At 63.2% G+C, this 25,716-nt stretch carries 26 protein-coding genes and 1 tRNA gene; 5 read left to right on the top strand and 22 right to left on the bottom strand.

Annotated features, from left to right (window positions below; all coding sequences use genetic code 11):
- Window positions 1-63: 63 nt before the first annotated feature.
- Complete coding sequence (locus tag CLU92_RS19805) at window positions 64-408, bottom strand: hypothetical protein (RefSeq protein WP_101483286.1); 345 nt, start codon at window positions 406-408, stop codon at window positions 64-66.
- A 148-nt stretch (window positions 409-556) separates the two neighbouring features.
- On the opposite strand from CLU92_RS19805, the gene CLU92_RS19800 reads away from it, so the two are divergent.
- Together CLU92_RS19800 and CLU92_RS19795 are read left to right on the top strand one after the other, a co-directional pair.
- On the top strand, window positions 557-1,714 hold the full coding sequence (locus CLU92_RS19800) for a PepSY domain-containing protein (RefSeq protein ID WP_101483285.1): 1,158 nt from the start codon (window positions 557-559) through the stop codon (window positions 1,712-1,714).
- Between the two features lie 90 nt (window positions 1,715-1,804).
- A complete protein-coding gene (locus tag CLU92_RS19795; protein WP_076564607.1) occupies window positions 1,805-2,227 on the top strand; it encodes a PaaI family thioesterase in 423 nt (140 codons plus the stop codon).
- 44 nt (window positions 2,228-2,271) lie between these two features.
- On the opposite strand, the gene CLU92_RS19790 is transcribed toward CLU92_RS19795, so the two are convergent.
- The 7 genes from CLU92_RS19790 to CLU92_RS19760 all read right to left on the bottom strand — a co-directional run bounded on the left by CLU92_RS19790 (window position 2,272) and on the right by CLU92_RS19760 (window position 7,177).
- The gene (locus CLU92_RS19790; protein ID WP_101483284.1) at window positions 2,272-2,967 is read right to left on the bottom strand and encodes an anti-sigma factor domain-containing protein; all 696 of its coding nucleotides are present in this window, start codon (window positions 2,965-2,967) and stop codon (window positions 2,272-2,274) included.
- Complete coding sequence (locus tag CLU92_RS19785; protein WP_101483283.1) at window positions 2,964-3,554, bottom strand: sigma-70 family RNA polymerase sigma factor; 591 nt, start codon at window positions 3,552-3,554, stop codon at window positions 2,964-2,966. The genes CLU92_RS19790 and CLU92_RS19785 overlap by 4 nt, the downstream gene beginning before the upstream one ends.
- A gap of 98 nt (window positions 3,555-3,652) precedes the next feature.
- Window positions 3,653-4,174: a peroxiredoxin gene (locus CLU92_RS19780; RefSeq protein ID WP_101483282.1), complete on the bottom strand. Its 522-nt coding sequence runs from the start codon at window positions 4,172-4,174 to the stop codon at window positions 3,653-3,655.
- Between the two features lie 95 nt (window positions 4,175-4,269).
- On the bottom strand, window positions 4,270-4,956 hold the full coding sequence (locus CLU92_RS19775; protein WP_101483281.1) for a BON domain-containing protein: 687 nt from the start codon (window positions 4,954-4,956) through the stop codon (window positions 4,270-4,272).
- Window positions 4,949-5,545, bottom strand: coding sequence for a phosphoheptose isomerase (locus tag CLU92_RS19770; protein WP_034752465.1), 597 nt, complete (start codon window positions 5,543-5,545; stop codon window positions 4,949-4,951). The genes CLU92_RS19775 and CLU92_RS19770 overlap by 8 nt, the downstream gene beginning before the upstream one ends.
- A 57-nt stretch (window positions 5,546-5,602) precedes the next feature.
- Complete coding sequence (locus CLU92_RS19765; protein ID WP_101483280.1) at window positions 5,603-5,962, bottom strand: YraN family protein; 360 nt, start codon at window positions 5,960-5,962, stop codon at window positions 5,603-5,605.
- 9 nt (window positions 5,963-5,971) lie between these two features.
- The gene (locus CLU92_RS19760) at window positions 5,972-7,177 is read right to left on the bottom strand and encodes a penicillin-binding protein activator (RefSeq protein ID WP_101483279.1); all 1,206 of its coding nucleotides are present in this window, start codon (window positions 7,175-7,177) and stop codon (window positions 5,972-5,974) included.
- 165 nt (window positions 7,178-7,342) lie between these two features.
- On the opposite strand from CLU92_RS19760, the gene rsmI reads away from it, so the two are divergent.
- Window positions 7,343-8,251 (top strand): 16S rRNA (cytidine(1402)-2'-O)-methyltransferase, encoded by a 909-nt coding sequence (rsmI, locus tag CLU92_RS19755; protein WP_101483278.1) that lies wholly within the window; start codon window positions 7,343-7,345, stop codon window positions 8,249-8,251.
- Between the two features lie 37 nt (window positions 8,252-8,288).
- Here the strand turns inward: rsmI and CLU92_RS19750 are convergent, their stop codons facing one another.
- Window positions 8,289-8,879 carry a hypothetical protein gene (locus CLU92_RS19750; protein WP_143452627.1) on the bottom strand — a complete coding sequence of 197 codons (591 nt, stop codon included), beginning with the start codon at window positions 8,877-8,879 and terminating at the stop codon, window positions 8,289-8,291.
- Window positions 8,880-9,084: 205 nt separating this feature from the next.
- On the opposite strand from CLU92_RS19750, the gene CLU92_RS19745 reads away from it, so the two are divergent.
- Window positions 9,085-9,161, top strand: a tRNA-Pro gene (locus CLU92_RS19745).
- Between the two features lie 177 nt (window positions 9,162-9,338).
- On the opposite strand, the gene CLU92_RS19740 is transcribed toward CLU92_RS19745, so the two are convergent.
- The 12 genes from CLU92_RS19740 to CLU92_RS19685 form a co-directional block, all read right to left on the bottom strand.
- The gene (locus CLU92_RS19740) at window positions 9,339-10,259 is read right to left on the bottom strand and encodes a hydroxymethylglutaryl-CoA lyase (RefSeq protein WP_101483276.1); all 921 of its coding nucleotides are present in this window, start codon (window positions 10,257-10,259) and stop codon (window positions 9,339-9,341) included.
- A gap of 1 nt (window position 10,260) precedes the next feature.
- Complete coding sequence (locus CLU92_RS19735; protein WP_101483275.1) at window positions 10,261-11,193, bottom strand: glyoxylate/hydroxypyruvate reductase A; 933 nt, start codon at window positions 11,191-11,193, stop codon at window positions 10,261-10,263.
- Between the two features lie 11 nt (window positions 11,194-11,204).
- The gene (locus tag CLU92_RS19730; RefSeq protein ID WP_101483274.1) at window positions 11,205-13,232 is read right to left on the bottom strand and encodes an acetyl/propionyl/methylcrotonyl-CoA carboxylase subunit alpha; all 2,028 of its coding nucleotides are present in this window, start codon (window positions 13,230-13,232) and stop codon (window positions 11,205-11,207) included.
- A gap of 162 nt (window positions 13,233-13,394) precedes the next feature.
- Entirely contained in the window at window positions 13,395-14,441 is a 1,047-nt protein-coding gene (gene bioB, locus CLU92_RS19725; protein WP_101483273.1) for a biotin synthase BioB, read from the bottom strand.
- A 31-nt stretch (window positions 14,442-14,472) separates the two neighbouring features.
- Complete coding sequence (bioD, locus tag CLU92_RS19720; protein ID WP_101483272.1) at window positions 14,473-15,264, bottom strand: dethiobiotin synthase; 792 nt, start codon at window positions 15,262-15,264, stop codon at window positions 14,473-14,475.
- The gene (bioF, locus tag CLU92_RS19715; protein WP_101483271.1) at window positions 15,254-16,450 is read right to left on the bottom strand and encodes an 8-amino-7-oxononanoate synthase; all 1,197 of its coding nucleotides are present in this window, start codon (window positions 16,448-16,450) and stop codon (window positions 15,254-15,256) included. Before bioF ends, bioD begins: the two co-directional genes overlap by 11 nt.
- 1 nt (window position 16,451) lies before the next feature.
- Window positions 16,452-17,780 (bottom strand): adenosylmethionine--8-amino-7-oxononanoate transaminase, encoded by a 1,329-nt coding sequence (bioA, locus tag CLU92_RS19710; RefSeq protein WP_101483270.1) that lies wholly within the window; start codon window positions 17,778-17,780, stop codon window positions 16,452-16,454.
- A gap of 31 nt (window positions 17,781-17,811) precedes the next feature.
- Window positions 17,812-18,600, bottom strand: coding sequence for an enoyl-CoA hydratase/isomerase family protein (locus CLU92_RS19705; protein WP_101483269.1), 789 nt, complete (start codon window positions 18,598-18,600; stop codon window positions 17,812-17,814).
- 22 nt (window positions 18,601-18,622) lie between these two features.
- A complete protein-coding gene (locus CLU92_RS19700; RefSeq protein ID WP_101483268.1) occupies window positions 18,623-20,245 on the bottom strand; it encodes a carboxyl transferase domain-containing protein in 1,623 nt (540 codons plus the stop codon).
- A 40-nt stretch (window positions 20,246-20,285) separates the two neighbouring features.
- Entirely contained in the window at window positions 20,286-20,729 is a 444-nt protein-coding gene (locus CLU92_RS19695; RefSeq protein ID WP_101483267.1) for a YchJ family protein, read from the bottom strand.
- Between the two features lie 92 nt (window positions 20,730-20,821).
- Window positions 20,822-22,108 (bottom strand): D-amino acid dehydrogenase, encoded by a 1,287-nt coding sequence (locus CLU92_RS19690; protein ID WP_101483266.1) that lies wholly within the window; start codon window positions 22,106-22,108, stop codon window positions 20,822-20,824.
- A gap of 90 nt (window positions 22,109-22,198) precedes the next feature.
- Window positions 22,199-23,545: a serine hydrolase gene (locus CLU92_RS19685; RefSeq protein WP_257561131.1), complete on the bottom strand. Its 1,347-nt coding sequence runs from the start codon at window positions 23,543-23,545 to the stop codon at window positions 22,199-22,201.
- Window positions 23,546-23,772: 227 nt separating this feature from the next.
- On the opposite strand from CLU92_RS19685, the gene CLU92_RS19680 reads away from it, so the two are divergent.
- Window positions 23,773-24,513, top strand: coding sequence for a GntR family transcriptional regulator (locus CLU92_RS19680; RefSeq protein WP_101483265.1), 741 nt, complete (start codon window positions 23,773-23,775; stop codon window positions 24,511-24,513).
- Between the two features lie 2 nt (window positions 24,514-24,515).
- Here CLU92_RS19680 and CLU92_RS19675 read toward each other — a convergent pair whose 3' ends face one another.
- The gene (locus CLU92_RS19675; protein WP_101483264.1) at window positions 24,516-25,649 is read right to left on the bottom strand and encodes a nuclear transport factor 2 family protein; all 1,134 of its coding nucleotides are present in this window, start codon (window positions 25,647-25,649) and stop codon (window positions 24,516-24,518) included.
- Window positions 25,650-25,716 lie beyond the last annotated feature (67 nt).

The raw sequence follows: 25,716 nt of genomic DNA, 5'->3' as shown, positions 1-25,716 counted from the left end.
GCGGCCCGGCGCGCATGAAAGCGCGACAAGGGGCAGCCTGAAAAAGGAAAAACAGCGTGGGAACTACAGTGAGGCGGCAGGCGGGCCGCGCACGGGCGGCAGGATGAGGGCGGCGGCGGGCGCCAGGATGGCGGGCGCGATGGCCAGCAGGCGGTAGGGCAGTAACTGGGCGGGCGGCTCGGCGATGGCCGGCGGCACGGCGATATCGGCCACCTTGTCGATGACCGTGGCGCACAGCGCGCACTCTTCCGCGTCGAGAGTCGTCTTGTGCAGGTGCGAAGCGGCCGTCGACAGCAGGAACACGAGAGCAAGCGCACTGAACAGGGCCACGCACAGCTGCCACGGCGTGCGCGCGAGGGCGGCGGCACCGTGATGGGCAAGCTTGCGGGTGGACTGGCGGGAAGACATGGGCGCATAGTAGCAAGAAAATCGCCCCCCGTCAGCGCTTGTTGCGTCATTTGCGCTGGGTGGGCACGACAGAATGCCATCTGATAATGATTTTCACTCCATGCCTTTCATGCTATCGTTCCGCAGCCCAAAATTTCCCAGAGTTTCCATGTCGCAACGCCCGATCAAGTGGTTGTTAGCCAAGCTGCACCGGTATGCGGGCCTGTGGTTCGGCGCCCTGTTCGTCCTGCTGGGCTTGACGGGGTCCGCCATCGCCTGGATGCCGGAGCTCGATGCGTATCTGAATCCGGATTTGCTGCAGGCGAGCGCGCCCGCGCCTGGCCAGGTGTTCGAGGTCACGCCGCGCACGCTGCAAGCGGTGGTGGACGGACTCGCGGCCGACCCCGCCTACGGTACGCCGAGCCAGCTCAATCCGCCCGCCGATGGGCGCGACGTGTATGTGGCCTCGTACCGCCAAGCCGGCAAGCCGTCCCCCTTCAGCCAGGCCATCGTGCGCCAGGTGATGGTCGACCCCTACACCTTGCGAGTCAAAGGCGAGCGCGACTGGGGCCGCTTCGGCCTCACGCGCCCGCTGCTGATGTCGGGCATGTTTCATCTGCACCGCTATTTATTGTCGGGAGACGTGGGCAAGACGGTCACCGGCATCTCCGGCGTGGCCTTGCTGCTGATGGCGCTGAGCGGCATCTATCTGTGGTGGCCAAAATTGCAGTGGACGGCCATGCGGCGCGCCTTGACGGTGTCGCATGGCGGCTCCTGGCCCCGCTTCAACTATACGTTTCACAAGGCGGCCGGCTTCTTTGCCGCGCCCGTGCTGGCCGTGATCGCCTTTTCCGGCATTTATTTCAATTTGCCGCAGCTGGTCGTGCCCCTGGTGGGCCTGGTATCGACGGTGCCGGACACGGCCAAACTGAAAAATGTGGCCCAGGATGGCGCCCTGCTCGATGCGGGCCAGGCCATGGCCGCCGCGCAGCTGCTCTATCCGCAGGCGCGCGTGTCGCGCATCGTGCTGCCGGCCAAGAAGGACCAGCCTTACGAGATCCGCGTGCGCCAGCCAGGTGAAATCGCCCACGGCGACGGCGCCACGCGCCTGACCCTGGATGCGCGCAGCGGCTTGCCCCTGCGCATACGCGATCCCTTGCGGGCGCCGGCCGGAGACGTTTTCCTGGGCTGGCAATTCCCCCTGCATTCGGGCCAGGCGTTTGGCGTGGCCGGGCGCAGTTTCATGACGGTGTTCGGCCTGATGCCCTTGCTGTTCCTGCTGACGGGGACTTTGGTGTGGTGGAAACGGCGGCGTAGCCGGAAATAAGTGGCCGTCAAACCGATACGGGGAAAGTTGCTATCATCATAGTATTTTCCGGCAGATCCGCTGCCCGGATTCACCCGCACAAGGACCAGCATGAGCAATCCCGACATCACCGTAGCAATGTTGAACGAACGCGGCACAGGCCGCCTGCCCGGCCACCTGGGCATCGTCATCACGGCAGTGGGCGACGGCCAGCTGACGGCGGAATTGCCCGTGCTGCCCCATTTGCTGGCGCCGAACGGCTATCTGCACGCGGGCAGCGTGGTGACCCTGGCCGACACGGCGTCCGGCTATGGCTGCATCGTCAACCTGCCTGAGGGCGCCAGCAACTTCACCACCATCGAGTTGAAATCGAACCACCTGGGTACGGCCCGCGAAGGCACGCTCACCTGCACGGCGAAAGTCGAGCACAAGGGCCGCAACACGCAAGTGTGGGATGCCGTGGTGAAAAGCAAGGAAACGGGCAAGACCATCGCCCTGTTTCGCTGCACGCAAATGATTCTGTATCCAAAGTAAGGTAAGCAAGCCAAATCAACTGCAGTAGGCTTGGTCAGGCGTTACTAAATTTTCACCCAGTTACCCTTATACAAAACCGGTCCCGTCGGTCCGTTCGGATTTGGCGAGCCGCCTTTCGGTTCCAGGGTGACGGCCAGCAAGGCCACGTCGTTGCCGATGGCGCGCTGCGACAGGGCCAGTTTCACGTTGCCCTTGTCGGCCAGCAAGCCCAGTGAACGGGGGTTGCCGCTCTTCGGCACGGCCCACAGTTCCAGGTCGCGGTCAGCAGGCACGGGCGCGTTGCCCACCATGCGCACCTCGAGTGCGCCATGGCGGCTGTCGGCTGTCAGCAGCAGGGCCGTTTGCGCTTTCTCGTCCGTCAGGCTGGCCACATAGCTGATTTGCGGCGCGTCCAGCAGGCGCGTGGCCACGACGATGACCAGCAGCGCGGCGATGGCGCTCGAGGCCATGCCCAGCGAACGCCAGAACGACAGCGAATCGCGGAACAAGGACCAGCCGCCCTGCGGCGCCAGGTGCAAGCGCTGCTCGATCTGTTGCCACACGCGCTTGGGCGGCGCCACGGGCGTGGCAAATTCCGCCATCGGTTCCAAACGCTGCCGCCATTCGGCCGTGATATTGCGCAAATCGGCGTCGTTGTGCAGCCAGCCTTCGAAACGCCGCCGCGCGCCCCCTTTCAGGGTGCCCAGCACGTATTCGGACGCCAGTTTCTGGCGCAGCACGTCATTGCTGCGGATATTCATGATGTCTCCCGTTTTGCCAGGCACGTGCGCAGCCGTTCCAGGCTGCGCCGTATCCAGGTCTTCACGGTGCCGATTGGCAGCGACATCTGCTGCGCCACTTCGCTGTGCGACAGGTCATGATAGAACGCCAGGGCGACCACCTGCCGGTGCACCCCTTCCAGGGCCGACATGCAAAACGCCAGCGCCTTCGCATCACCGCTCAGTTGCAGTGATTCGATGGGCGTGGCCTGGGGGTCTCGGAGTGCATTCATGACTTCGCTATCAAACTGTTCGGCATCGATTTCCACGGTATCGTCGCTGCGCCGCAGCACATCGAACGCCTTGTTGCGCACGATGGTGGCCATCCAGGTCATCGGCGCCGCCAGATGGCTCTGGTAAGCGGCGGCGTTGTTCCAGATGGCGACGAAACCCTCTTGCAAGGCTTCTTCAGCGAGCTCTTGCTTATGCAATATACGCAGCGCGAAGCCAAACAGTTTCGATGAGGTGGAGTTATATAGCTGGCGGAACGCCGTGGCGTCCTTGTTCCCGGCGGCAAGCAGCCAGGTTTTGAGTTGTTGCGGGTCAAGCGATTGAGCGGCTAGGGACACGGCTGGCCTTCACAAGGTGAATGGGATCACGCAAGAGAAGGTTATAACAGGTTGATAACAGTTGGCAACAAGGTTTTATACCGTGTTTGTGCGCGGTCTTAGCCGGCGATGGCGGTTTCCAGCAGCTTGTGCAGTTCGGCGACTTCCGGCTTGCCCACATAGCGCTTGAGGATCTTGCCCTGCTTGTCGAGCACGAAGGTGGTGGGCGTGAGGGCCACGTCGCCATAGGCCTTGGCCGCCTCGCCCGTCACGTCGAGCGCCACCTTGAATGGCAGCTGGCGCGTTTCGGCGAAGTTCAGCACGTAGTTGGCCGGATCGTATTTCATGGCCACGGCCACGAATTCCAGGCCTTGCCCCTTGTATTTGTTGTAGGTGTCGACCATGTCCGGCATCTCCGCCACGCAAGTGGTGCACGAGGTGGCCCAGAAATTGACCATCACCACCTTGCCGCGCAGGCTGGCCGAGGTGATCTTTTCGCCGTGGATGCCATGGAAGGTCACGTCCGGCGCGCTCTGCTTGTCATTCAGCGACAGATAGCCGGCTGCCGCCACGCCTGCCACGAAGACGGCGATCAGGGCTGGCTTGATCCAGGACTTGCTTGCGGAGGGCGAAGTTGACATGGCGAAGTTGAAATAAGTTCACTTGAAAAGCGCGGCTATGCAGCAATTATAGCCGTATCGCTGCATCAAAGCCGTAGGTCAAACGACGTACAGGCTTACTGCTGGGCCCTGTCGCCGACGCTGCCCGTCGTGCGCTGCTGCGGCGGATCGGGCTGCAATTGCTTCAGCTCCGCTTCCGAAATGTAGTCGAACAGCTTGACCACTTTCTGCACGCCGCCCACGCCGCGCGCCACGTCGGCCGCGACCGTGCCTTCGCGCTGGGTAACGCGGCCCATCAGGAAGACGGTGCCATTCTCGGTGACGACCTTGAACGAGGCTGCCGAGATGGTTTTCATGTCGACCAGGCTGGCCTTGACCTTGGTGGTGATCAGCGCGTCGTTCGAGCGCGAGGTGTAGCTGGCCGGGCCGGCGATGATCAGTTCATTGGCCACCGATTCCACGCCCTCGATATTGCGCACTTCGCGCTCGACGGCATTTTTCATCGCGTCATCGCGCACTTCGCCCGTCAGCAGGACGCGGCGGTTGAAGCTGGTGACATTCACATGGCCGGCATCGCCGACGATGGAAGGGATGCGCGACTCGCCTTTGACGGCGATCGACTTGTCTTCGGTTTGGGCGCCCAGGGTGCGGCGGTCTGCCGCGGCAACGCCGCCCATCACGGCGCCGCCGACCATCAGTTCGATGCAGCCGGTGAGCGAGGTGAGCATGGCGCCGCACAGGAGTGCGGTGGCCAGCGGGCGTTGTACGCGTTTCCAGCCTGGGCCAGTACCGAATTTAGTCATTCACGTCTCCTCCGAATAGCGCGACGTCGATGCCGTCGCAGATGCAATGTATGGTGGTCAGATGGACTTCCTGGATGCGCGCCGTGCGCTCGGCCGGTACGCAGATATGCACGTCGGCATCCGTCAGCATCTTGCCGATGGCGCCGCCGTCCTTGCCCGTCAGCGCCACGACGCGCATTTCGCGCTCGAGCGCTGCTTCCACGGCCGCCATTACGTTGGCCGAATTGCCCGATGTGGAGATGGCCAGCAGGATGTCGCCGGCCTGGCCGAAGGCCTGCACCTGCTTCGAGAAAATCTCGCGGTAGCTGTAGTCGTTGGCCACGGCCGTCAGGATCGACGTATCCGTCGTCAGCGCCAGGGCCGGCAGCGGAAAGCGCTCGCGTTCGAAGCGTCCCACCAGCTCGGCCGCGAAATGCTGGCAGTCGGCGGCGGAACCGCCGTTGCCGCAGGCCAGGATTTTGTTGCCGTTTGACAATGCATAAAACATCAGGTCGATCGCCTGCGCAATGGGTTGCGCCAGTACGGTGGCGGCCTGGATCTTGAGTTCGGCACTTTCGTGGAAGTGCGAGAGGATGCGTTGATTATTCATAGTCTGCCGATTATAGTGCAGGCGCGCGGCATGGCGGACAAGCACTGTTAAAAATGCTTACATATCGAGGATGTTTTTCAGCCAGCTGATGCGCCCGCCATCGATGGCCAGCGCGTCGAAGCGGCAAGGCGGCAGTGTCTTTTGTCCTTGTAGCCAGGTTTGTGCCGCGTACACCATGCGCCGCTGCTTGGCTGGCGTGATGCTGGCCAGGGCGCCGCCGAAGGCTGCACTGCTGCGTAGCCGCACTTCCACGAAGACGACTGATGGGCCATCGCGCATGATCAGGTCCAGCTCGCCACCCTTGCACAGATAGTTGCGTTCCAACAGCACCAAGCCTTGCAGCAGCAGATACGCGAGCGCATCGTCTTCCCCTTGCCGTCCCCGTGCCTGTTTGTTCTGGAACGGCAGGGGTGGCATGGCGCATCCTTATTGGGCTGGCGGCACGGCGACAGGCGCGGCCGGCGGCCAGGTGCCCAACACGCCCTGCTGGTAGCTGGCGGCCTGTTCCGTGCGTTCGAACACGCTTTGATCGTTCTCAAAGCGCACGGCCAGGCGGCCCGTCACGCCATCGAGGGTAAATGGCGTGTTCGGCCGCAGCGCCACTTCGCGCGCCACGCGGAAGGCATCGATGCCCAGCGCGTACAGGCGTTCCATGTCGGCCGTCAGGCGGCGTTCGGCAGGCTGCTCGGGCTGTGGATACACCATTACTTGCGGATGGTCGCGCTGCACTTGCCAAGGCAAGTCCAGCAGGCGCGCACCGTCGAGTTCAGGGCCGCTGGCGCCGCGTCCTGCGCCGGGATTCAATGACGAGGTGCCATACAGGGGCAGATCGCTGCCGATGGCCACGCGCAGCTGGCGTGCCTGGTCGGCGTCGAGTGCGGCAAACAGCAGGCCTGGGGGCGTCGCGGCCAGGCGCGCGCGCAGCTGCACCAGTTCCGCATCGCTCAGGTAGCCATTCGTGGCCGTCAAGTCCATCGCCTCGATCTTGCCGCCCTGGCGCAGCCATTCCTGCTTGAAGGCGGCGCTGATGCGGCGCTGCGAGGGCGAACCGGCGGACAGGATCAGCGCGCTGGCACGCGGCTGTTCGCTGGCGGCCCAGGCGGCGACCTGGCGCGCTTCCGCTTCGATCGACAGGCCCATCACCAGCAGCTTGGCAGGCAGGCGCGCCTCGCCGCGGTTGTCGGGGTGGTTCAGGGCGATCGTCGGCTTGCGCACCAGGTCGCTATTCGCCACGGCCGTGACGGCCGAGCGCGACAGGGGACCCACGACGATGTCCTGTTCCTCTTGTGCTTGCGCAAACTTGTTCAGGACGTCGCTGCTGCCATCGCCCGTGTCGATCACCGTCACTTCGAAGCCGCTGCGGTCGCGTTCATACGCGGCCATGAAGCCGGCGCGCAGCAATTCGGCGGCCGGGCCCAGGGAAGCCGAGCGCAGCGGCAGCAGCAGGCCGATGTGGTGGACCTGGCCGTCGGCCGGCGCCGGCGCCGTGGCGGCCGGCATGTCCTGCGGCGTGCCGGTCGCCGGCTTGGTGGCAATGGGCGCCAGCGGCGCGCCATTGCCGTCGTACGCGGTAATATCGGGCACGGCCACGGCAAACGTCACCGGTTCGGGCGCGGGCGGCTTGGGTGGCACGGGTGGTGGCAGCGGCTTCGGTGGCGGCAGCGCCCTTGTGTTAGATTCAATAGGCGCGCACAATTGCCCGGGCGCGTCGCAAGGCGTGCTGCAAGCGCTCAGCATGCCGGTCGCGGCACAAACAAGCAGTAACTTCACACTATTAGCAAGCATTTAACCTCCAAAATGACCGTACAAGAAATCAGTTCCATCGCCAGCCTGCCCATCATGACAGAGGCGGCGCACCAGGTCTATCCTATCGCAACATTGTATATAGTGGCCACGCCGATCGGCAATGTGACCGATATCAGCCTGCGCGCGCTGCACTTGCTGAGCCTTGCAGACGCCGTCGCCTGTGAAGATACGCGCAACACGGCGCACCTGCTGACGCGCTTTGGCCTGAACAAGCCATTAATTGCTGCGCATCAACATAATGAGCGCGAAGTGGCGCAAACCCTGATTGCACGCCTGCAGGCCGGCGAGCGCATCGCCCTCGTTTCCGACGCGGGTACACCCGCCGTTTCCGACCCCGGCGCGCGCATTGTCGACGCCGTGCGCGCGGCCGGCTTGCGCGTGCTGCCCCTGCCCGGCCCGTCGGCGGCGATCACCGCCATTTCCGCCAGCGGTCTGTTGAATGACCAGTTTTACTTCGTCGGCTTCCTGCCAGCCAAGGCCAAGCAGCGCGAAAACATGCTGCACAGCCTGCGCGGCGTGACGGCGACGATGGTCTTCTATGAAGCGCCGCACCGCATCCTCGATTGCGCCACGGCCCTGGTGGAAGCGTTCGAGCCCACGCGCCAGGTGGTGTTTGCGCGCGAGCTGACGAAAATGTTCGAGGAAATCCACCGCTGTCCCCTGTCCGAGGCGGAAAGCTGGATCCGCGCCGACGCGCACCGCGAAAAGGGAGAATTTGTCGTCCTGCTGGAAGGCGCCACGGAAGCGCAGGACGCGGAAGACGTGGAAGCGGAGCGCATCCTGAACATCCTGCTGGCCGAATGCAGCGTCAAGCAGGCGGCGAATTTGACGGCGCAGATCACGGGGCGCAAGAAAAACGCCCTGTATGAGCGGGCGCTGCAGTTGAAGGGGCAGGAATAGGCTGCTCTCTGCATGCCCGGTGATGATTGTTAAGTAACTACCACTTGCAGCCGCTATCCTTCTTGTCGAGCAACATCAGCACGGGCGCCAGCAAGCCAGCACCTGAATAGGCGGTGCGGCAATCGCCGCGCTTGCCTTGTGCGATGTCGCGTGCCAGCTGGGTTTCCGTTTGCAGCGGCTTGTCGGGGATTTGCCCCACGGCCGTGCCCACCTTGGAGGGATCGCGCTCGCCGGCCATCTTGCGCGCCGTGCGTTTGGCCGCGTCCATGTCGAATTTCGGTGTTTCTTGCGTCAAGGTATCGGCACTGGCTGCCGGCGTGGCCGGTGATGCCGGGACGACCGTGATGGCTTGCGGGCTGGCCGCCGGCGCGGTGGCCGCCGCTGGCGTTTCCCGCGTAGTGGCAAGTTTCGGCTTGCTGAGGGGTTTTGCTTCCCGCTTCGGCTTGACGACTTCGACGGGCGGTGGAGGCCTGGCGGCAAGCGGGCGTATCCAGACGGCAATCGATTCCACGCGCGGGGCCGTTTCCGGCCGGATGGGTGGTTGCACATGGCGCCACAGATAGATCAAGGCGCCATGCAGCAGCAAGGACACGGCTATGCCCAGCACGATGCCGCGGCCCTTAGGCATGGTCCGGCCGCCGTCGCTGCTTTCTATCCTGAACTCCATTGCCGTCGTCGCCTTCATGTCTGATCGGGAAAACTTGCAAACTTAGTGTCGCATACTTCAATCGTTTTGAAAAATACAGGGCTTCCTGTGTTGCGCGTAAATAATTTACACAGAGTTTCACCTGACCCTTGACCGAAGTCGATACGGCCTGTATTATCTTGGTCTTCGGAGTGTGGCGCAGCCCGGTAGCGCACCTGGTTTGGGACCAGGGGGTCCAAGGTTCGAATCCTTGTACTCCGACCAAATTTGTAGAAAAAAACCCAAGAGTTTAGGCTCTTGGGTTTTTTTTTCGTCTGTACGGTTCACGCCGGTCGGGTAGGTCGGATTAGCGCGCAAGCGCGTAATCCGACACCACCAGGGTCATGGCAAACACTGTTGTCGGATTACGCGTGGCGTCGCCACGCTAATCCGACCTACGCCTCAGCCTGCCCGTTTCGCCGCAATGGCGTTGCCCGCGCGGCTGGAACCCTTGCGCCCCAGCTGCTGCGAGATGAACTGCCCCGCGTCCACCACCAGGTCCAGGTCGATGCCGGTGGCGATACCCAGTCCCTGCATCATGTACAGCACGTCTTCGGTCGCTACGTTGCCGGTGGCGCCCTTGGCGTAGGGGCAGCCGCCCAGGCCGGAGACGGACGAATGATAAATCGCAATGCCCGTTTCCAGGCTGGCGTAAATATTCGCCAGCGCCTGGCCATAGGTGTCGTGGAAGTGGCCGGACAGGCCGCCCACGTGGAAAGCCGCAATGGCGCGTTCCATCACCGCCTGCGTTTTGCGCGGCGTGGCCACGCCGATGGTGTCGGCGATATCGATCTCGTCGCAGCCGAGGTCGCGCATGCGTCCCACCACGTCGGCCACGGCGTCGAGCGGCACGTCGCCCTGGTAGGGGCAGCCAAAGGCGCAGCTGATGCTGCCGCGCAGGCGCAAGCCGTGTTCCTTGGCCGCCTTCGCCACGCCTTCGAAGCGGGCGATCGATTCGGCGATCGAGCAGTTGATGTTCTTTTGCGAGAACGCCTCGGAGGCCGAGCCGAAGATCACCACTTCATCGGCCTTCGCCGCCAGCGCTGCATCGAAACCCTGCATGTTCGGCGTCAGCGCCGAATAAATCGTGCTTGGGCGGCGCGCGATTTTTTCCATCACTTCGGCGCTGGTGGCCATCTGCGGCACCCATTTCGGCGAGACGAACGACGCCGCCTCGATATTGGCGAAGCCCGCCAGGGTCAGGCGGTCGACCAGCTCGATCTTGACGGCGGCACTGATGGTTTCCTTTTCGTTTTGCAGGCCGTCGCGCGGGCCCACTTCGACGATCTTGACCTGTTTCGGCAAATTCGGTTGATTGCTCATCTCAATATCCTTGCAAACGGTTGACGATGCCGGCGACAGAGTCTCCGGCGTGCAGGCGGCGCATCTTGGCGGCGATTTGCGCCACGCTTTCGCGGCGCAGGGTGGCGGCCGAAATATGCGGCGTGATGGTGATGCGCGGTTCCAGCCAGAACGGGTGCTGCTGCGGCAGCGGCTCGTTGCGGAACACGTCCAGGGTCGCCCCGGCGATATGCCCGGAGCGGATCAGGGTCAATAAGTCCGGTTCGGCGAGATGCGCGCCGCGCGCCACGTTGATGACGTAGGCGCCAGGCAGCAGCATCGACAGGCGCGCACGGTCGAGCAGGTTGTGCGTCTCCGGCGTGAGTGGCAGCATGCACACCAGCACGCGCGTGCCGCGCAAAAATGCATCAAGGCCTTCCTCGCCCGCAAAGCACTGCACGCCATCGATGTGCTTGCGGTTACGGCTCCATCCCCGCAGCGGGAATTCGAACTGCGCCAGCGCTTGCAGCACGCGGGTGCCCAGCACGCCCATGCCCAGTACGCCGACCGGGAAATCCGCCTTGTCAAACGGGGGCAGCGGCTGCCAGATGCCCGCGCGGCCCTGGGCTTCGTAATCGTCGAAGCGGCGGAAGTGGCGCAGCATGGCGTGGCTCACATATTCGGCCATCTGCACGCCCATGCCCGCGTCGTCCAGGCGCACCAGCGGCACGTGGGCGGGCAGCGCCTCGCCAAATTTCAGGAGCGCGTCGACGCCCGCGCCCGTGTTGAAGATGGCTTTGACTTCCCGCAATGCCGGCAGCATGGCCGCTGGCGGCTGCCACACCACGGCGTAGTCGCATGGCGCGAACGTGTCGCCTTCGCGCCAGAAATGGATTTCGGCCTCGGGCAGCAAGTCCTTGAAATCGGCGACCCACGCCGCTTCCTTGCCGTCCGCGCGCTGTAAAAGGATGCGCATCGTGGCCGCCTCTATGCGGCGGCCTTGAAAGCCAGCAGCGGCGCGCCATCGGCTACCTGGTCGCCGACCGCGTACAGCACGTCTTCCACCAGGCCGTCGTGCGGCGCAGCGATCGTGTGCTCCATCTTCATCGCTTCCATGATGACCAAAGGCTCGCCTTTCTTGACGTCCTGCCCTTTGTTCACCAGCACGGCGACAACTTTGCCCGGCATCGGCGCCGTCAGGCGTCCGCCTTCCGCTTCCACTTCGCCCGCATGCGCCATCGGGTCGCTGTAGTGCAGTGTGGTGTGCAAGCCGCTGCTGAACACGTGGAACTGCTCCCCGTCGCGCAGCACGGTACCGTGCACGGCACGCTCGCCCAGCTTGATGTGCAGCTCGTTGCCTTTGTGCGCCGTCAGGGTGAGGGGCTGGCCGTTGAACAGCCAGCCATCCGTCTTGTAGGCGATGCGCGCGGCATAGGCCTTGCTGTCGCCAGCCAGCGCGAATTCATCGGCGAACGCCAGGCTGCGTCCGAGGGTGCTGTTCAAACGCCAGCCCAGGGCATTGCCCCACGGGTCGGCGCGATTGGCCGATTGCGTTTCGGCAGCCGCCTTCTCTTCCAGCAGCAGGGCGACGGACGCCAGTGCCAGGGCCGTGTCGGGCGCCGGCTGCAGGGCGGGGAACAGGGCGTCTTGATTGCGCTCGATCAAACCCGTATCGAGGTCGGCGCTGGCAAATGCCTGGCCTTCGACCAGGCGCTTCAAAAAGGCGATATTGCTGGCCAGGCCCACGATCTGGTATTCGGCCAGCGCCTGCGCCATGCGCGCCAGCGCTTCGCGGCGGTCCGCGCCCCAGACGATCAGCTTGGCGATCATCGGGTCGTAGAACGGCGAAATTGCATCTCCCTCGCGCACGCCCGAATCGATGCGCACGGCGGCCGGAACCAGCGTTCCACCCAGCTCGAACGTCACGGCTTGCGGCGACTGCATGTGGCGCAGCGTGCCGATCGATGGCAGGAAGCCCTTTTCCGGATTTTCCGCATAGATGCGCGCCTCGATGGCGTGGCCGTGGATTGTCAATTCGCTCTGTTTTTTCGGCAGCGGCTCGCCAAAGGCGACGCGCAACTGCCATTCCACCAGATCCGTGCCGGTGATCATTTCCGTCACCGGGTGCTCTACTTGCAAGCGCGTGTTCATCTCCATGAAGTAAAACGAGCCATCCTGGTTGGCGATGAATTCCACCGTGCCCGCGCCGACGTACCCGACGGCCTTGGCGGCGGCGACGGCCGCTTCGCCCATGGCCGCGCGGCGTTCAACCGGCATGCCGGGCGCAGGCGCTTCCTCCAGCACCTTTTGATGACGGCGCTGCACCGAGCAATCGCGCTCGAACAGGTAGATGCAGTTGCCCAGGGTATCGGCGAACACCTGGATTTCGATATGCCGCGGGCGCGACAGGTATTTCTCTGCCAGCACCTTGTCGTCGCCGAAAGAGCTGATCGCTTCGCGCTTGCACGAGGCCAGCGCCGCCTTGAAGTCGGCGGAGTGTTCGATGACGCGCATGCCCTTGCCGCCGCCGCCAGCAGACGCCTTCAGCAGCACGGGATAGCCGATCTTGTCGGCCTGCCCATGCAGGAAGTCCGCATCCTGTTCGTCGCCGTGGTAGCCGGGCACCAGCGGCACGTTGGCTTTTTCCATCAGCGACTTGGCGGCCGACTTGGAGCCCATGGCGCGCATGGCGGACGCCGGCGGGCCGATGAAGACCAGGCCCGCTGCATGGCAGGCGTCGGCGAAATCCGCGTTTTCGGACAAAAAGCCGTAGCCGGGGTGGATCGCCTGCGCACCTGTCGCCAGCGCTACAGCGATGATCTTGTCGCCGCACAGATAGCTTTCCTTGGCCGGCGCGGGGCCGATCAAGACGGCTTCGTCGCACACGGCGACGTGCTTGGCGTTGGCGTCCGCCTCGGAATACACGGCGACAGTCTGGATGCCCATGCGGCGTGCGGTAGCGGCGACTCGGCAAGCGATTTCGCCGCGGTTGGCGATCAGGATTTTAGTGAACATGGTCTCTCTCTATTCTCTCAAAAAGGGGCAGCTGTCTCTTGTCATGGACGTTGTGTGCTGGCGTGTCGGCTTACGCGCTTTGCGCTAAGCCGACCTACGCATTGGTGAGGCGGCATTCGTAGGTCGGGTTAGCCGGCACGGCCTAACCCGACAAGGCTGTCATCAGCAGCCGCACTTCTCTTTCTGCACCGAGTCCAGCATGGCGCCGCGCGTCTGCAGGCCCAGTTTGTTCAACAGGGTGCGGTCGTCTTCCGCTTCCGGGTTGTCGGTGGTGAGCAGCTTGTCGCCGTAGAAGATGGAATTGGCGCCAGCCAGGAAGCACATGGCTTGCACGGCTTCGCCCATCTGGCGCCGGCCCGCCGACAAACGCACGCGCGCCTTCGGCATGGTGATGCGGGCGACAGCGATCGTGCGCACGAATTCGAACGGGTCCAGCGCTTCCAGGCCATACAAAGGTGTGCCTTCCACCTGCACCAGGTGGTTGACGGGCACCGATTCCGGGTAGGGATTCAAATTGGCCAGCTGGGCGATCAGGCCCGCGCGCTGCAAGCGCGTCTCGCCCATGCCGACGATGCCGCCGCAGCATACTTTCAAGCCGGCTTCGCGCACGCGGCCCAGGGTGTCCAGGCGGTCCTGGTATTCGCGCGTGGAGATGACGTTGTCGTAAAACTCGGGCGCCGTATCGAGGTTATGGTTGTAGAAGTCGAGGCCGGCGTTCTTCAGGCGGTCCGCCTGTCCCTCTTCCAGCATGCCCAAAGTAGCGCAGGTTTCCAGGCCCAGCGCCTTGACCTTGGTGACCATCTCTTCGACTTTTTCCATGTCGCGCTCTTTCGGGCTGCGCCAGGCGGCGCCCATGCAGAAGCGCGTGGCGCCGTTGGCTTTGGCCTGGCGGGCCGCGTCGAGCACCGTATCGATGTCGAGGATCTTCTTCGCTTCCACGCCCGTGTCGTAGCGGGCCGCCTGCGGGCAGTAGCCGCAGTCTTCTTCGCAGCCACCCGTCTTGATCGACAACAAGGTCGCCAGCTCCACGTCGCCATCGGGGAAGTTGATGCGGTGCGTTTGCTGGGCCTTGAACATCAGCTCATTGAATGGCAGGTCGAACAGGGCCAGCACATCGGCGACGGGCCAGGTGGCCGCTTCCGGCACGGTGATGCGCGCCGCAGGGCGGTGCAGTTCGACGGTTTTTGCTGCTTCTTGGACGTGAGACATGTGATTCCTTCGTTTCTATTTTTTAGCTACATTAAGTGTTTGGATGCTGCGCCGGCCAGTTGGGCAAGCCGGTGAAATCGAGATAGGCCGCCGCCGCTTCCGCGCCGGGTTGCGCCAGGCGCGGCACCCTGCCCAGCAGCGGCGCCGGGATGCGCTCGATCAGCGCTTCGATATTTTCTTCGAGGAAGCGCATTTCCACTTCCAGGGTGTTGGCGACCCAGCCGATTACCGTCAGGCCGCGCGCTTCGATGGCTTCCACCGTCAGCAAGGCCTGGCTGATGCAGCCCAGACGCATGCCCACCACCAGGATCACCGGCAGGTCGAGCTGCTGCGCCAGGTCGGCTGAATCGAAACCGGGCGACAGCGGCACGCGGAATCCGCCCACGCCTTCGACCACCACGGCGTCCGAGGCGGCGGCGATTTCCAGGTAGGCGGCCAGGATGGGCACCGATTCGATGCTCACGCCTTCGAGGGCGGCGGCGATGTGCGGTGCCGCCGCTTCTTTCAGCATGTAGGGCGTGGTCAGGCTGCGCAGCATGGTGACGTTGCCGGCGGCGATCAGGCTGTCGGCGTCTTCATTATGCAGTTCGCCGTCGCGCATCTCGGCGCCAGCGGCCACGGGTTTCATGCCGCAGGCGCGCACACCGCGCGCGACAAGCGCGTGCAGCAGGGCCGACGAGGTCAAGGTCTTGCCGATCTCCGTATCGGTGCCGGTGACGAAACAGGCAAAGCGCGATGGCAGGCCGGCAGTGGCCGGTGCCGGTTGCACGGCCGGTGCCAGGTCCGCCAGCACTTCGGCCACGATGGGGTCATCAAGGCTCATGGCGTGTCCTTTCCAGGGTGTTGACTGCGTTGATCAATTGCGCCACTTCCTGCGCCGTGTGGCCGGCCGACAGGGTTACGCGCAGGCGCGCCGTGCCGACAGGGACGGTGGGTGGGCGGATGGCGCCGACCCACAGGCCTTGCTGGTACAGTTGGGCGGCGATAGCCATCATTTCTGCGTTCTCGCCGATGATGACGGGCTGGATGGCGCTCGATGACGGCAAGGCTTGCCAGCGCTGCAGCCGCAGGCCGTCGTTCCATTGCGCCACCAGCGCTGCCAGGTGGGTGCGGCGCTGCCGGCCTTCGTCGCCGGCGATGATGTCCAGGCTGGCCAGCAGCGCATGCGCGAGCGCGGGCGCCGCCGCCGTGGTGAAGATGTACGGACGCGCCTTCTGGATCAGCGTGTCGATCACTGCCTCATGCGCGCAAACAAAGGCGCCGCCCACGCCAGCCGATTTGCCCAAGGTGCCTACATACACGAGGTATGGCGAATGCAGGTCGAAGTGTTCCAGTGCGCCACGGCCATTCTCGCCCAGCGCGCCGAAGCCGTGTGCATCGTCGACCACCAGCCAGGCGCCATATTGCTCGCACAGGGCCAGCAGCGCGGGCAGCGGCGCCAGGTCGCCATCCATGCTGAAGACGCTGTCGGTGACGACGATCCTGGTTGTTGCCGTGCTGGCCGCCAGCAGGGCCGCCAAGGCATCGAGGTCGGCGTGCGGATACACGCGCGTTTTCACACGCGCCAGGCGCGTGCCGTCGATCAGCGAGGCATGGTTCAGTGCTTCCGAGAAGATCTCGGTCTCCGCGTCGCCCACCGCCAGGGCTGTGAGCACGGCCAGGTTGGCCATGTAGCCGGTGCAAAAATACAGCGCGCGCGCCTGTTCCAGGTTGGCGCCGACAAAAGCGGCCAGGCGCTCTTCCAGCTGTGCGTGGGCGCGGCTGTGGCCGCTGATCAGGTGCGAAGCGCCGCTGCCGGCGCCATACAGGTCGGCGCCCTCTTTGAGCGCTTCCACGATGCGCGGATGCGAGGCCAGGCCCAGGTAGTCATTGCTGCAAAAGGCCAGTATGTCACGCCCGTCCACCGTCAGGCGCGGCGCGCATGGCGTGTCGACGGTGCGGCGGCGGCGGATCAGGCTACGCTCTTCCAGTCCTTGCAGTTGCTGTTGTAATCGCGCGATCAGTTCCATCTCAGGCCCCGATCACATGATTGAAAACGGCCAGGGTTTGCTGGCCCAGGCCCGCGATCTCGTCGTCGTCGAGGATGTAGGGCGGCATCAGGTAGACGGTGGAGCCGATGGGGCGCATCAGCAGTTCGTGTTCCAGCGCCGTGCTGAAGAAGCGGCGCGAAAAATCGGGCGCCGCATCGACGGCGTCAAAGGCCCAGATCATGCCCTGCTGGCGGAAATTGTGCGCTTTTTCATGCTGCGCCAGCGGCGCCAGGGCGCGCGTGATTTTTTCGGCGCGCACCCGGTTGGCCACCAGCACATCGTCTTCCTCGAAAATCGACAGGGTCGCCAGCGCCGCGCGGCAGGCCAGCGGGTTGCCAGTGTACGAGTGCGAATGCAAAAAGCCGCGACGCACATCGGTGCTGTAGAAGGCTTGATAGATATCTTCGCGCGTCATCACCAGCGATAGCGGCAGGTAGCCGCCGCTGATGCCTTTCGACAGGCAGACGAAGTCGGGCCAGATGCCGGCCTGTTCGCAGGCAAAGAAGGTGCCCGTGCGGCCGCAGCCGACGGCAATTTCATCGAGGATCAGATGCACCTGGTAGCGGTCGCACAGGGCGCGCACCAGCGACAGGTACAGCGGGTCGTGCATGGCCATGCCGGTGGCGCACTGCACCAGCGGTTCGATGATGATGGCGGCGATCTTGTCGGCTTTTTCCTGGAACAGTCGTTCCACGTCGGCGGCGGCGCGGTGCGCCACATCCTCGGCGGACTCTCCCTCTGCCGCCTGGCGGAAGTCAGGCGACATCACCGTCTGCGAGGCGCGTAACAGAGGGCCGTAGGCATCCTTGAACAGGGCGACGTCGGTGACGGCCAGCGCGCCGATGGTTTCGCCGTGGTAGCTGCCTTTCAGGCAGACGAATTCCTGTTTGTCACTTTTGCCGCTGTTGCGCCACGCGTGAAAGCTCATTTTCAGGGCGATTTCCACGGCCGAGGCGCCGTCGGACGCGTAAAAACTGTGACCGAGCACGCCGTTGGTCAATGCCGACAGCTTTTCCGACAGTTCGACCACCGGTTCATGCGTAAAACCGGCCAGCATTGCGTGCTCCAGGCGGTCCAGCTGATCCTTCAGTTCCGCATTGATGCGCGGGTTCGCATGGCCGAACAGGTTCACCCACCAGGAGCTGATGGCATCCAGGTAGCGTCGGCCTTCGTGGTCATACAGCCAGGCGCCGCGGCCGTGGCTGACGGGGATGAGCGGAACCGTCTCGTGATGCTGCATTTGCGTGCACGGATGCCACACGCTGCGCAGACTGCGTTCGACCCAGCCCGATTGTTTTTCTGCTTTCAAAACTGCTCCAATGATTTTCTTAGTCCATGCGCTAGCCCATGAGCCAACTCGGCTTGCGCTTGTCGAGGAACGATTGCACGCCTTCGCGTCCCTGCTCCGAGGCGCGGATCTGCGCGATGCGCTCGGCGGTGTCCGCCAGCAGTGCGTCATCGACCGGCTGGCCAACGATCTCGCGCACCAGCGTTTTCGCTTGCGCCACGGCGTGCGGGCTGTTGCCCGTCAGCGCTTTGAGCACCTCGGCTGTTCTCGCGTCCAGCGCGTCGCCAGCGACTACCTCGTGGGCAAAGCCGATGCGCAGCGCTTCCTGCGCAGAGAATCGCTCCGCGGTCAGGAAATAGCGGCGTGCCGCGTTTTCGCCCATGGCCTTGATGACATACGGTGAAATAGTGGCCGGGATCAGTCCCAGCCGCACTTCGCTCAGGCAGAAATGCACGTCTTCCGCAACCAGAATGATATCGCATGCGGCGACCAGGCCCATGCCGCCCGCATAACAGTCGCCCTGGATCTTCGCCACGACGGGCTTGGGACACAGGTAAATCGTGCGCAGCATCTGCGCCAGCTGCAGCGCGTCGGCCTGGTTTTCGGCATGCGTGTAGCCGGCCATCTTCTTCATCCAGTTCAGGTCCGCACCGGCGCAAAAGGCCGCGCCATTGGCCGCCAGCACGATGGCGCGCACCATGTCGCTGCGCCCCAGGCCTTCGAAGGCGCGCGTCAGTTCGGCGATCGTCGTCTCGTTGAAGGCATTGCGCACGTCGGGTCGGTTCAGGGTCACGGTGGCGACATTGCCCTCGATGACCAGTTTTAAGGTTTCAAATTCCATGCTCTTCTCCCTGACATGCCGGTTACATACGAAACACGCCGAACTTCGTGTCCGGGATGTCGGCGTTGAGCGCAGCCGACAGGCCCAGGCCCAGCACCATGCGGGTATCGGCCGGGTCGATCACGCCATCGTCCCACAGGCGCGCGGTGGCATAGTAGGGGTGGCCCTGGTGTTCATATTGATCCTTGATCGGCTGCTTGAAGGCGGCTTCCTCGTCCGCGCTCCATTCGCCGCCCTTGCCCTCGATGCCGTCGCGCTTGACGGTCGCCAGCACGGAAGCCGCCTGGTCGCCGCCCATGACGGAAATGCGCGCGTTGGGCCACATCCACATGAAACGGGGAGAAAACGCGCGGCCGCACATGCCGTAATTTCCGGCGCCGAAGCTGCCGCCGATGATCACAGTGAATTTCGGCACGGCGGCCGTGGCCACAGCGGTCACCATCTTGGCGCCATTGCGGGCGATGCCCTCGTTTTCGTACTTGCGGCCTACCATGAAGCCGGTGATGTTTTGCAGGAAGACGAGCGGGATCTTGCGCTGGCAGCACAATTCGATGAAATGCGTGCCTTTCAGCGCCGATTCGGAGAACAAGATGCCGTTATTGGCGATGATGCCCACCTTGACGCCATAGATATGCGCAAAGCCGCAGATCAGGGTGGTGCCGTAGCGCGCCTTGAATTCGTCGAAATCGCTGCCGTCGACGATGCGCGCGATCACTTCGCGTACATCGAAGGGCTTGCGTGTGTCGACGGGGATCACGCCATACAGTTCCTGCGTCGGGTATTTCGGCTCGACGGACTCGCGTAGCGCCATCTGCTGCGGCTTCGTGCGGTTCAGGTTCGAGACGATGGTGCGCGCCAGCGACAGCGCGTGCAAATCGTTTTGCGCCAGGTGGTCGACCACGCCGGACAAGCGCGTGTGCACGTCGCCGCCGCCCAGGTCTTCGGCCGTCACCACTTCACCGGTGGCCGCTTTGACCAGCGGCGGGCCGCCGAGGAAAATCGTGCCCTGCTCCTTGACGATGATCGATTCGTCGCTCATGGCCGGCACATAGGCGCCGCCAGCAGTGCAAGAACCCATCACCACGGCGATTTGCGGAATCCCCTTGGCCGACAGGTTCGCCTGGTTGTAGAAGATGCGGCCGAAATGGTCGCGGTCAGGGAAGACGTCGTCCTGGTTCGGCAGGTTGGCGCCGCCCGAGTCGACCAGGTAGATGCAAGGCAGGTTATTCTGGTCGGCGATTTCCTGGGCGCGCAAATGCTTTTTCACCGTCATCGGGTAGTAGGTGCCGCCCTTGACGGTGGCGTCGTTGCAGACGATGACGCATTCCTGGCCCGAGACGCGGCCAATGCCAGTGATGATGCCGGCGGAAGGCGCCGCATCGACGCCTTTGGCGTCCTGGTACATGGCGTAGGCGGCCATCTGGGAAAACTCGAGGAAGGGCGTGCCGGGATCGAGCAGCATCTGCACGCGGTCGCGCGGCAGCAGTTTTCCGCGCGCCAGATGCTTGGCGGCCGCCGCCTCGCCGCCACCGGCCGCGATTTTCTCGACCTTGTCGCGTAAATCGTCGACGATGGCTTGCATGGCCGCGGCATTAGCCTTGAAATCTTCACTGCGGGGATTGAGTTTGCTTTCGATGTGCGGCATTGCGGTTCCTTTTTATGATCGCCCGGTCTCTCGGGTCGCGCTATTCGGGAAAACTGCCGTCGAGATAAAACCAGCGCATGCCACCGTCACCAGCTTCGCGCACGAAGCGGCTCACTTCATGCAGGCGGTGCGCGCGGCCATTGACCTTGTAGCGGGCCACGAATTCCACGCTGTCGCGGTGTATCTCTTCGGCTTGATCTGCTGATTCTGCTTTACGTTGACGTAAACGTAAAGCAGATTTTACCTCAAGTCCCAGCCAGTGGACTTTTTCTTCGTCGGCAAATAAAGCGTCGGCAGGGCGGGTGCTGGCATGCCAGGTGGCGCGCAGGTATGGCTCATTGCGCAAGGTAAACGCCGTGTAGCGCGAGCGCATCAGGGCTTCGGCCGTGGGCGGCAAGGCGTCGCCCGCGATATACGGGCCGCAGCAACTGGCGTAGGAGGCGCCGCCACAGGGGCAGGCGGCAGATGTCGAGGGTGTGGGCATGCGCTGGCAATAAGGAACAGAAAAGAGGGATCAGGAAAGTTCCGCAATTATCCGCCATATCGGCAGCGGCGCGTGCGCGCCGTCTTGGCCTGCTATTTTTTCGGGCTGAGGAAGTCCAGCGCGAACGGTGGCGCCTTGCCGGCCATGAGATCGGCGAGGATGCGCGCCGTGCCGGCGGCAAAGGTAAAGCCCAGCGGGCCATGGCCCACATTCAGCCACAAGTTCGCATATTTGCTGGCTCCCACCAGCGGTGCGCTGTTCGGCGTGGCAGGGCGCAGGCCGGCCCAGGCTGTGGCCTGCTCGTAATCGGCGCCGTGCGGCATGGCTTCGCGCGCCAGGCGCGTCAGGCCGGCGATGCGGCCCCAGTCTATGCTGTTGTCGGCGCCCACCATGTCGACCATGGCGGCCACGCGCAGGTCGCCACCGATGCGCGCATACAGCACCTTGCGCTCGAAATCCGTGATGCTGATCTCGGGCGCCTGGTCTTGCGCACGGATGGGGGCCGTCAGGCTGTAGCCTTTCAGCGGATACAGGGGCAGGTAAATGCCCGCCGTGGCAGCCAGGTCGCGGCTTTGGATGCCGGCCGCCAGCACATAGTGGTCTGCCTGCAACAGGCCCAGGCTGGTGTCGATACCCGTGATCTTGCCCTTGTGCGTGACGAGGCGGCGCGCCTCGCCTTTTAATAGCAGTGAACAATTCGGGTGCTGCAGCAAGCGCGCTTCCAGCGCCAGGCAAAAGGCGTGGCAATCGGCCACCGCTTCACCTTCGGTAAAGATGCCGCCCGCCAGGGCACCCTGCAGGGCGGCCAGCGCCGGTTCGCGCTGTACCGCTTCTGCGGGAGACAAGACAATGCGCGCCTCTTCCGATTCGGGCCGGGCCACGGCCCGCTGGAAGATGGCGGGCGAACGGTAGACGATGAGCTTGCCCGCATCGCGCCAGGCATACGCTTCCGGCGGGACCGTCAATTCCAGCTGCGCCATGCCGGTGCGGCTTAATTCTCCCAGTTGCAGCAGCTTGGCCGTCGTGCGGGCATTGCTGGCGCCGTTGCAATTGCGCAAGAAACTGGCCATCCAGCGCCATTGGCGCCAGTCGGCCTCGGGACGGAAGCGCAGCGGACCATCTTTCTGCAGCAGCCATTGCAGGGCTTTGAAGGGCACGCCCGCGTCGGCCAGGGGCGCCACATAGCGATAGCTGAGCTGGCCGCCATTGCGGTAGCTGGCGGCAATGGCCACTTGTTCATTGCGTTCCAATACAGTGACCTTGTAGCCGGCCTCGGCCAGCCACCAGGCCGATGTCAGACCGACGACGCCGCCGCCGATGATGATGACTTGTTGCTGCATGTTGCCTCGCTGCGTTGCGCTCCCATGGTGCGGGAGCATTCGGGAAGAGCTTAGAGGCTGGCCGTTCAGGGAGCCAATGAAACATCATGGTGCAGCCATAACTTTCAGGAATGCACTGTTTCAGTGAGATCATTCATGCTTGTCGATCGCACCACGGTATAAGGTGGTGAGTATCAATTCCTCGCTGCGCCCCATGGCGGAATAGGTGCCCGGATAGCGTTCCGGGTCGCTGCCCGTGCCACCCACCAGGACCACCATGCCGTTGTTGTTCTTGAAATCAAGCACGAAGGCGGAGACGAGGCCGTACGCCTCACCCAGATGTCCCACGGCGGAGAAACTGGCGCCCTCGACCAGGCCGTTGCCCTGCCCCTCCACCGCATCGAATTGCTGGTTGCCCAGGCCCCAGGCGCGGTACAGGCCCCGCTCGCTGTCGCCATTGCTGCCATTGTCGCCATCGGGCGCCAGCTGCCATTGGCGGCCAAACATCAGCGCGAGGCTGGTCGGCTGCAGCAGTTGCTTGCCTTGATGGCGGCCACCGTCGAGCAGCATCTGCATGACGGTGCCCAGTCCCGCAGCGGAGATGCGCAAGCCGCCCGTGGGACTGAAGACGGTGGCGTTGCTGCCTATGACATAGTTGGCCAGGCCGGCAGGTGGGCGCTTGTAAAAATCATCGGCCTGGGCGATCCACGGCCCTTGCGGTTGCCATATTTCCGTCTCCAGCGTGCGCTTGCGGTACAGCGTGGCCGTATTCTCCACCTCGTCCGTGGAAAATGCCGCCGGATAGTAACCGCCGCGCACATCGAGTGGATCGAGCAGCAGCCGCCGCATCAGCAGGTCGAAGCGTTCACCCGTGACTTTTTCCATCACGGTGCCGATCACGCCCCAGTTCAAGTTGGCATACGTAAAATAGCGGCACGGCGCGGTGTGCTTGTCCCACATGCTGTCGTTGCCAGCCGTAAACACGTCACGCAGCCTGCGTTCGGGGCCCCATGAGTAGCCGCCTGCGTCGCGCAGCGAGGACGTGTGGCTGAGCAAGCTGCGCAGGGTCACGGCTTGCTGGGGGAAATGCGGGTTGCGAAGGGAAAAGCCCAAATAGATGCCCACGTCCTGGTCCAGGCTCAGCTTGCCCTGCTCGACCAGCCGCATCAGGCCCAGCGCGGTCATCATCTTCGATACGGAGGCGATGCGAAACAGGGTGGCCGGCGTCACGGGCAAGCTGTCCGCTGGCGTAGCGCCGATGTGCCGGTAGCCAAATTGTTGCTGATACGATACCTTGCCGTGGCGAATGGCCAGCACGGACAGGCTGGCCAGCGGGTGGGCCGGGTCATCGACGATGGCCGACAGCGCTGCATCGAGCGCACGCTGCTGCCCGTCTTGTCGCATCGTGCTGGTGCTGTTGCCAAGCGGGGCGGCCAGCGCCGTCCAGGTCGTACCCAGCAGCAGCAAGCCCAGCAATCCCGTCATTTTGTTGATCATGCTTTCCCTATGTCATGGTGGATGGACGCCTTGCCAGCATAGGGTGGGATGGTTTGCTACGCTAATGAAAATTGCTTATTTATCTATAATGCAAAGCTATACCTACGGTAAAACATTGTTTTTTTAAGTGTATAACCGTTATTTATGGTCATTTTCCATTTATTCATGGGTGGACGGGCTACGCGCAAGCGCCATCGCTATTACACTAGGAGGACAAGGAGAACTGTATGAGCCAGACCAGCGTAGAACTCAAGGTCGATTTAAATGACAATTCGCCTTTATATATGCAGATCGCCCGCAAGCTGAGCGATGACGTACGCAACGGCCGCTACCAGGTAGACCAGGCCCTGCCCTCTGAACGTACCCTGTCCGAACTGCTTGACGTATCGCGCGTGACTGCCCGCAAGGCCATCGACCAGCTCGTCGAGCAAGGCCTCGTCGTGCGCCGCCGTGGTTCGGGCAACTATATTGCCCCGCGCATCGAGCAGCCGTTATCGAACCTGTCGAGCTTTTCCGAGCAACTGCAGCAGCGCGGCTATCGTCCCGGCTCGCGCTGGCTCAAGCGTGAAGTCGTCATCGCCAGCAGCGATGAACAGCTGAGCCTGGGCCTGGCGCAGAATACGAAAGTGGCGCGCCTGGAGCGCTTGCGCCTGGCCGACGACGTGGTGATGGCGTATGAAGTGAGCGTGCTGCCCTTCAGCGTGGTGCCGGATCCGGGCGCCGTGGGCGATTCGCTGTACGAATACTTGAACAGTATCAAGAAGGCCCCCGTGCGCGCCTTGCAGCACATCCGTGCCATGAATGCGACGGACGTACTCGCCAAGCAGCTGGGCATCCCCGATGGCCAGGCCGTGCTGTTCATCACGCGCATCGCCTACCTGGATTCGGGCGAAGCGGTGGAACTGACGCATTCGTATTGCCGCAGCGATCATTACGATTTTGTCGCGGAAATGCGCCGCGCTCCATAAATCTACTGCTGGAACAGGCGGATCATGGATTCCGCCACGCCGACGGACGACTCCCAGCTCATGCCTGTCACCAGCCGGCCATCGACCTCGACGTGACTCTTGCCGTTGGCGCCGTGCCTGAAGATGCCGCCATGGCGCTTGATGCTGGCTTCTGCCGAAAAGGGATAGGCCTTGTATACCGGCGATTCCTTGTTGAGATACGCATCGGGGAAGGAGGTGAGCACCTTGCCCTGGATCAGGAAAGTACCGTCACTGAGCTTCAGGTTCTTGATGCCCTCGGTGCCATGGCAGATTGCCGCGATCACCCCGCCTTGTTGTTCGTAAATACGCAAGGCGATGTCCTGGAGCGGCTTGTTTTCCGGGATGCCGACGATGGCCGCGCCGCCGCCGACGAACGCCATGCCCGCATACTCGTCTGCCCTGACCTCGGAGACAGGCTTGGTATGGGCCAGTGCCCACATGAAATCACTGTCATAAAGATGCCTTTTTAATAACTCATCCGACGTGACGATCATTTCCAGCGGAATGGCGCCACCCTCGGGACTGACGAAGTCGACCGCGTACCCAGCTTTGCGAAAGGCATCATAGGTATAGGCCAGCTCGGGGAAATTATTGCCTGCATTAATTTTTGTGCCCGGATATTGATGGACATTCGACACGACCAGCAGCACCTTGCGTGCCTGGCGCGGGGCCGCTGGTTCGCGATGGGCCGACTTGCTGATGATTTTCCAGTTGCCGGCGATCTTTTTCAGCAGGAATACATCCACATAGCGTACCCCTTGCTGGGGAATGTGGATCTCGGCCTTGGCGGTGGCCACCCTGCCGCTCACATCCACCTTGATCAGTCGCCCGTGGCGTCCATTGAATTGCCCTATTTTCCCTTGGGAAAAGAGTTTGGCGTATTCCTGACCGCTCAACTCCCATTCCGCATCGTTTTTGCCGTCGAGGTAAAGGCGGGAAGTTGCATGGAAGGCCTGGTTGATCTCGTCCTGTACGTTGAAGCTGGTGCCATGCAGATACAAGCGCACGGTTTCCCGGATGCCATTGTCGTCCTGGTCTGCGGTTGCGGCGGTACCGATGGCGGTGATGCTTAGCAAGTAACAGGCGAGTACCGTGCGCAATAAAAACTGAATCATGACTTTACCCTGAGTGAAGAACTGCGTTTATCGGAGCAACGACTATTTCAGATCGTTGCTGGTCGAT

Origin of the sequence: Janthinobacterium sp. 61, assembly GCF_002846335.1 — a bacterium.
Classification (GTDB): Bacteria; Pseudomonadota; Gammaproteobacteria; order Burkholderiales; family Burkholderiaceae_D; genus Janthinobacterium.
The sequence above is the reverse complement of the archived record's forward strand: the minus strand, read 5'-3'. Positions and strand labels throughout refer to the sequence as shown.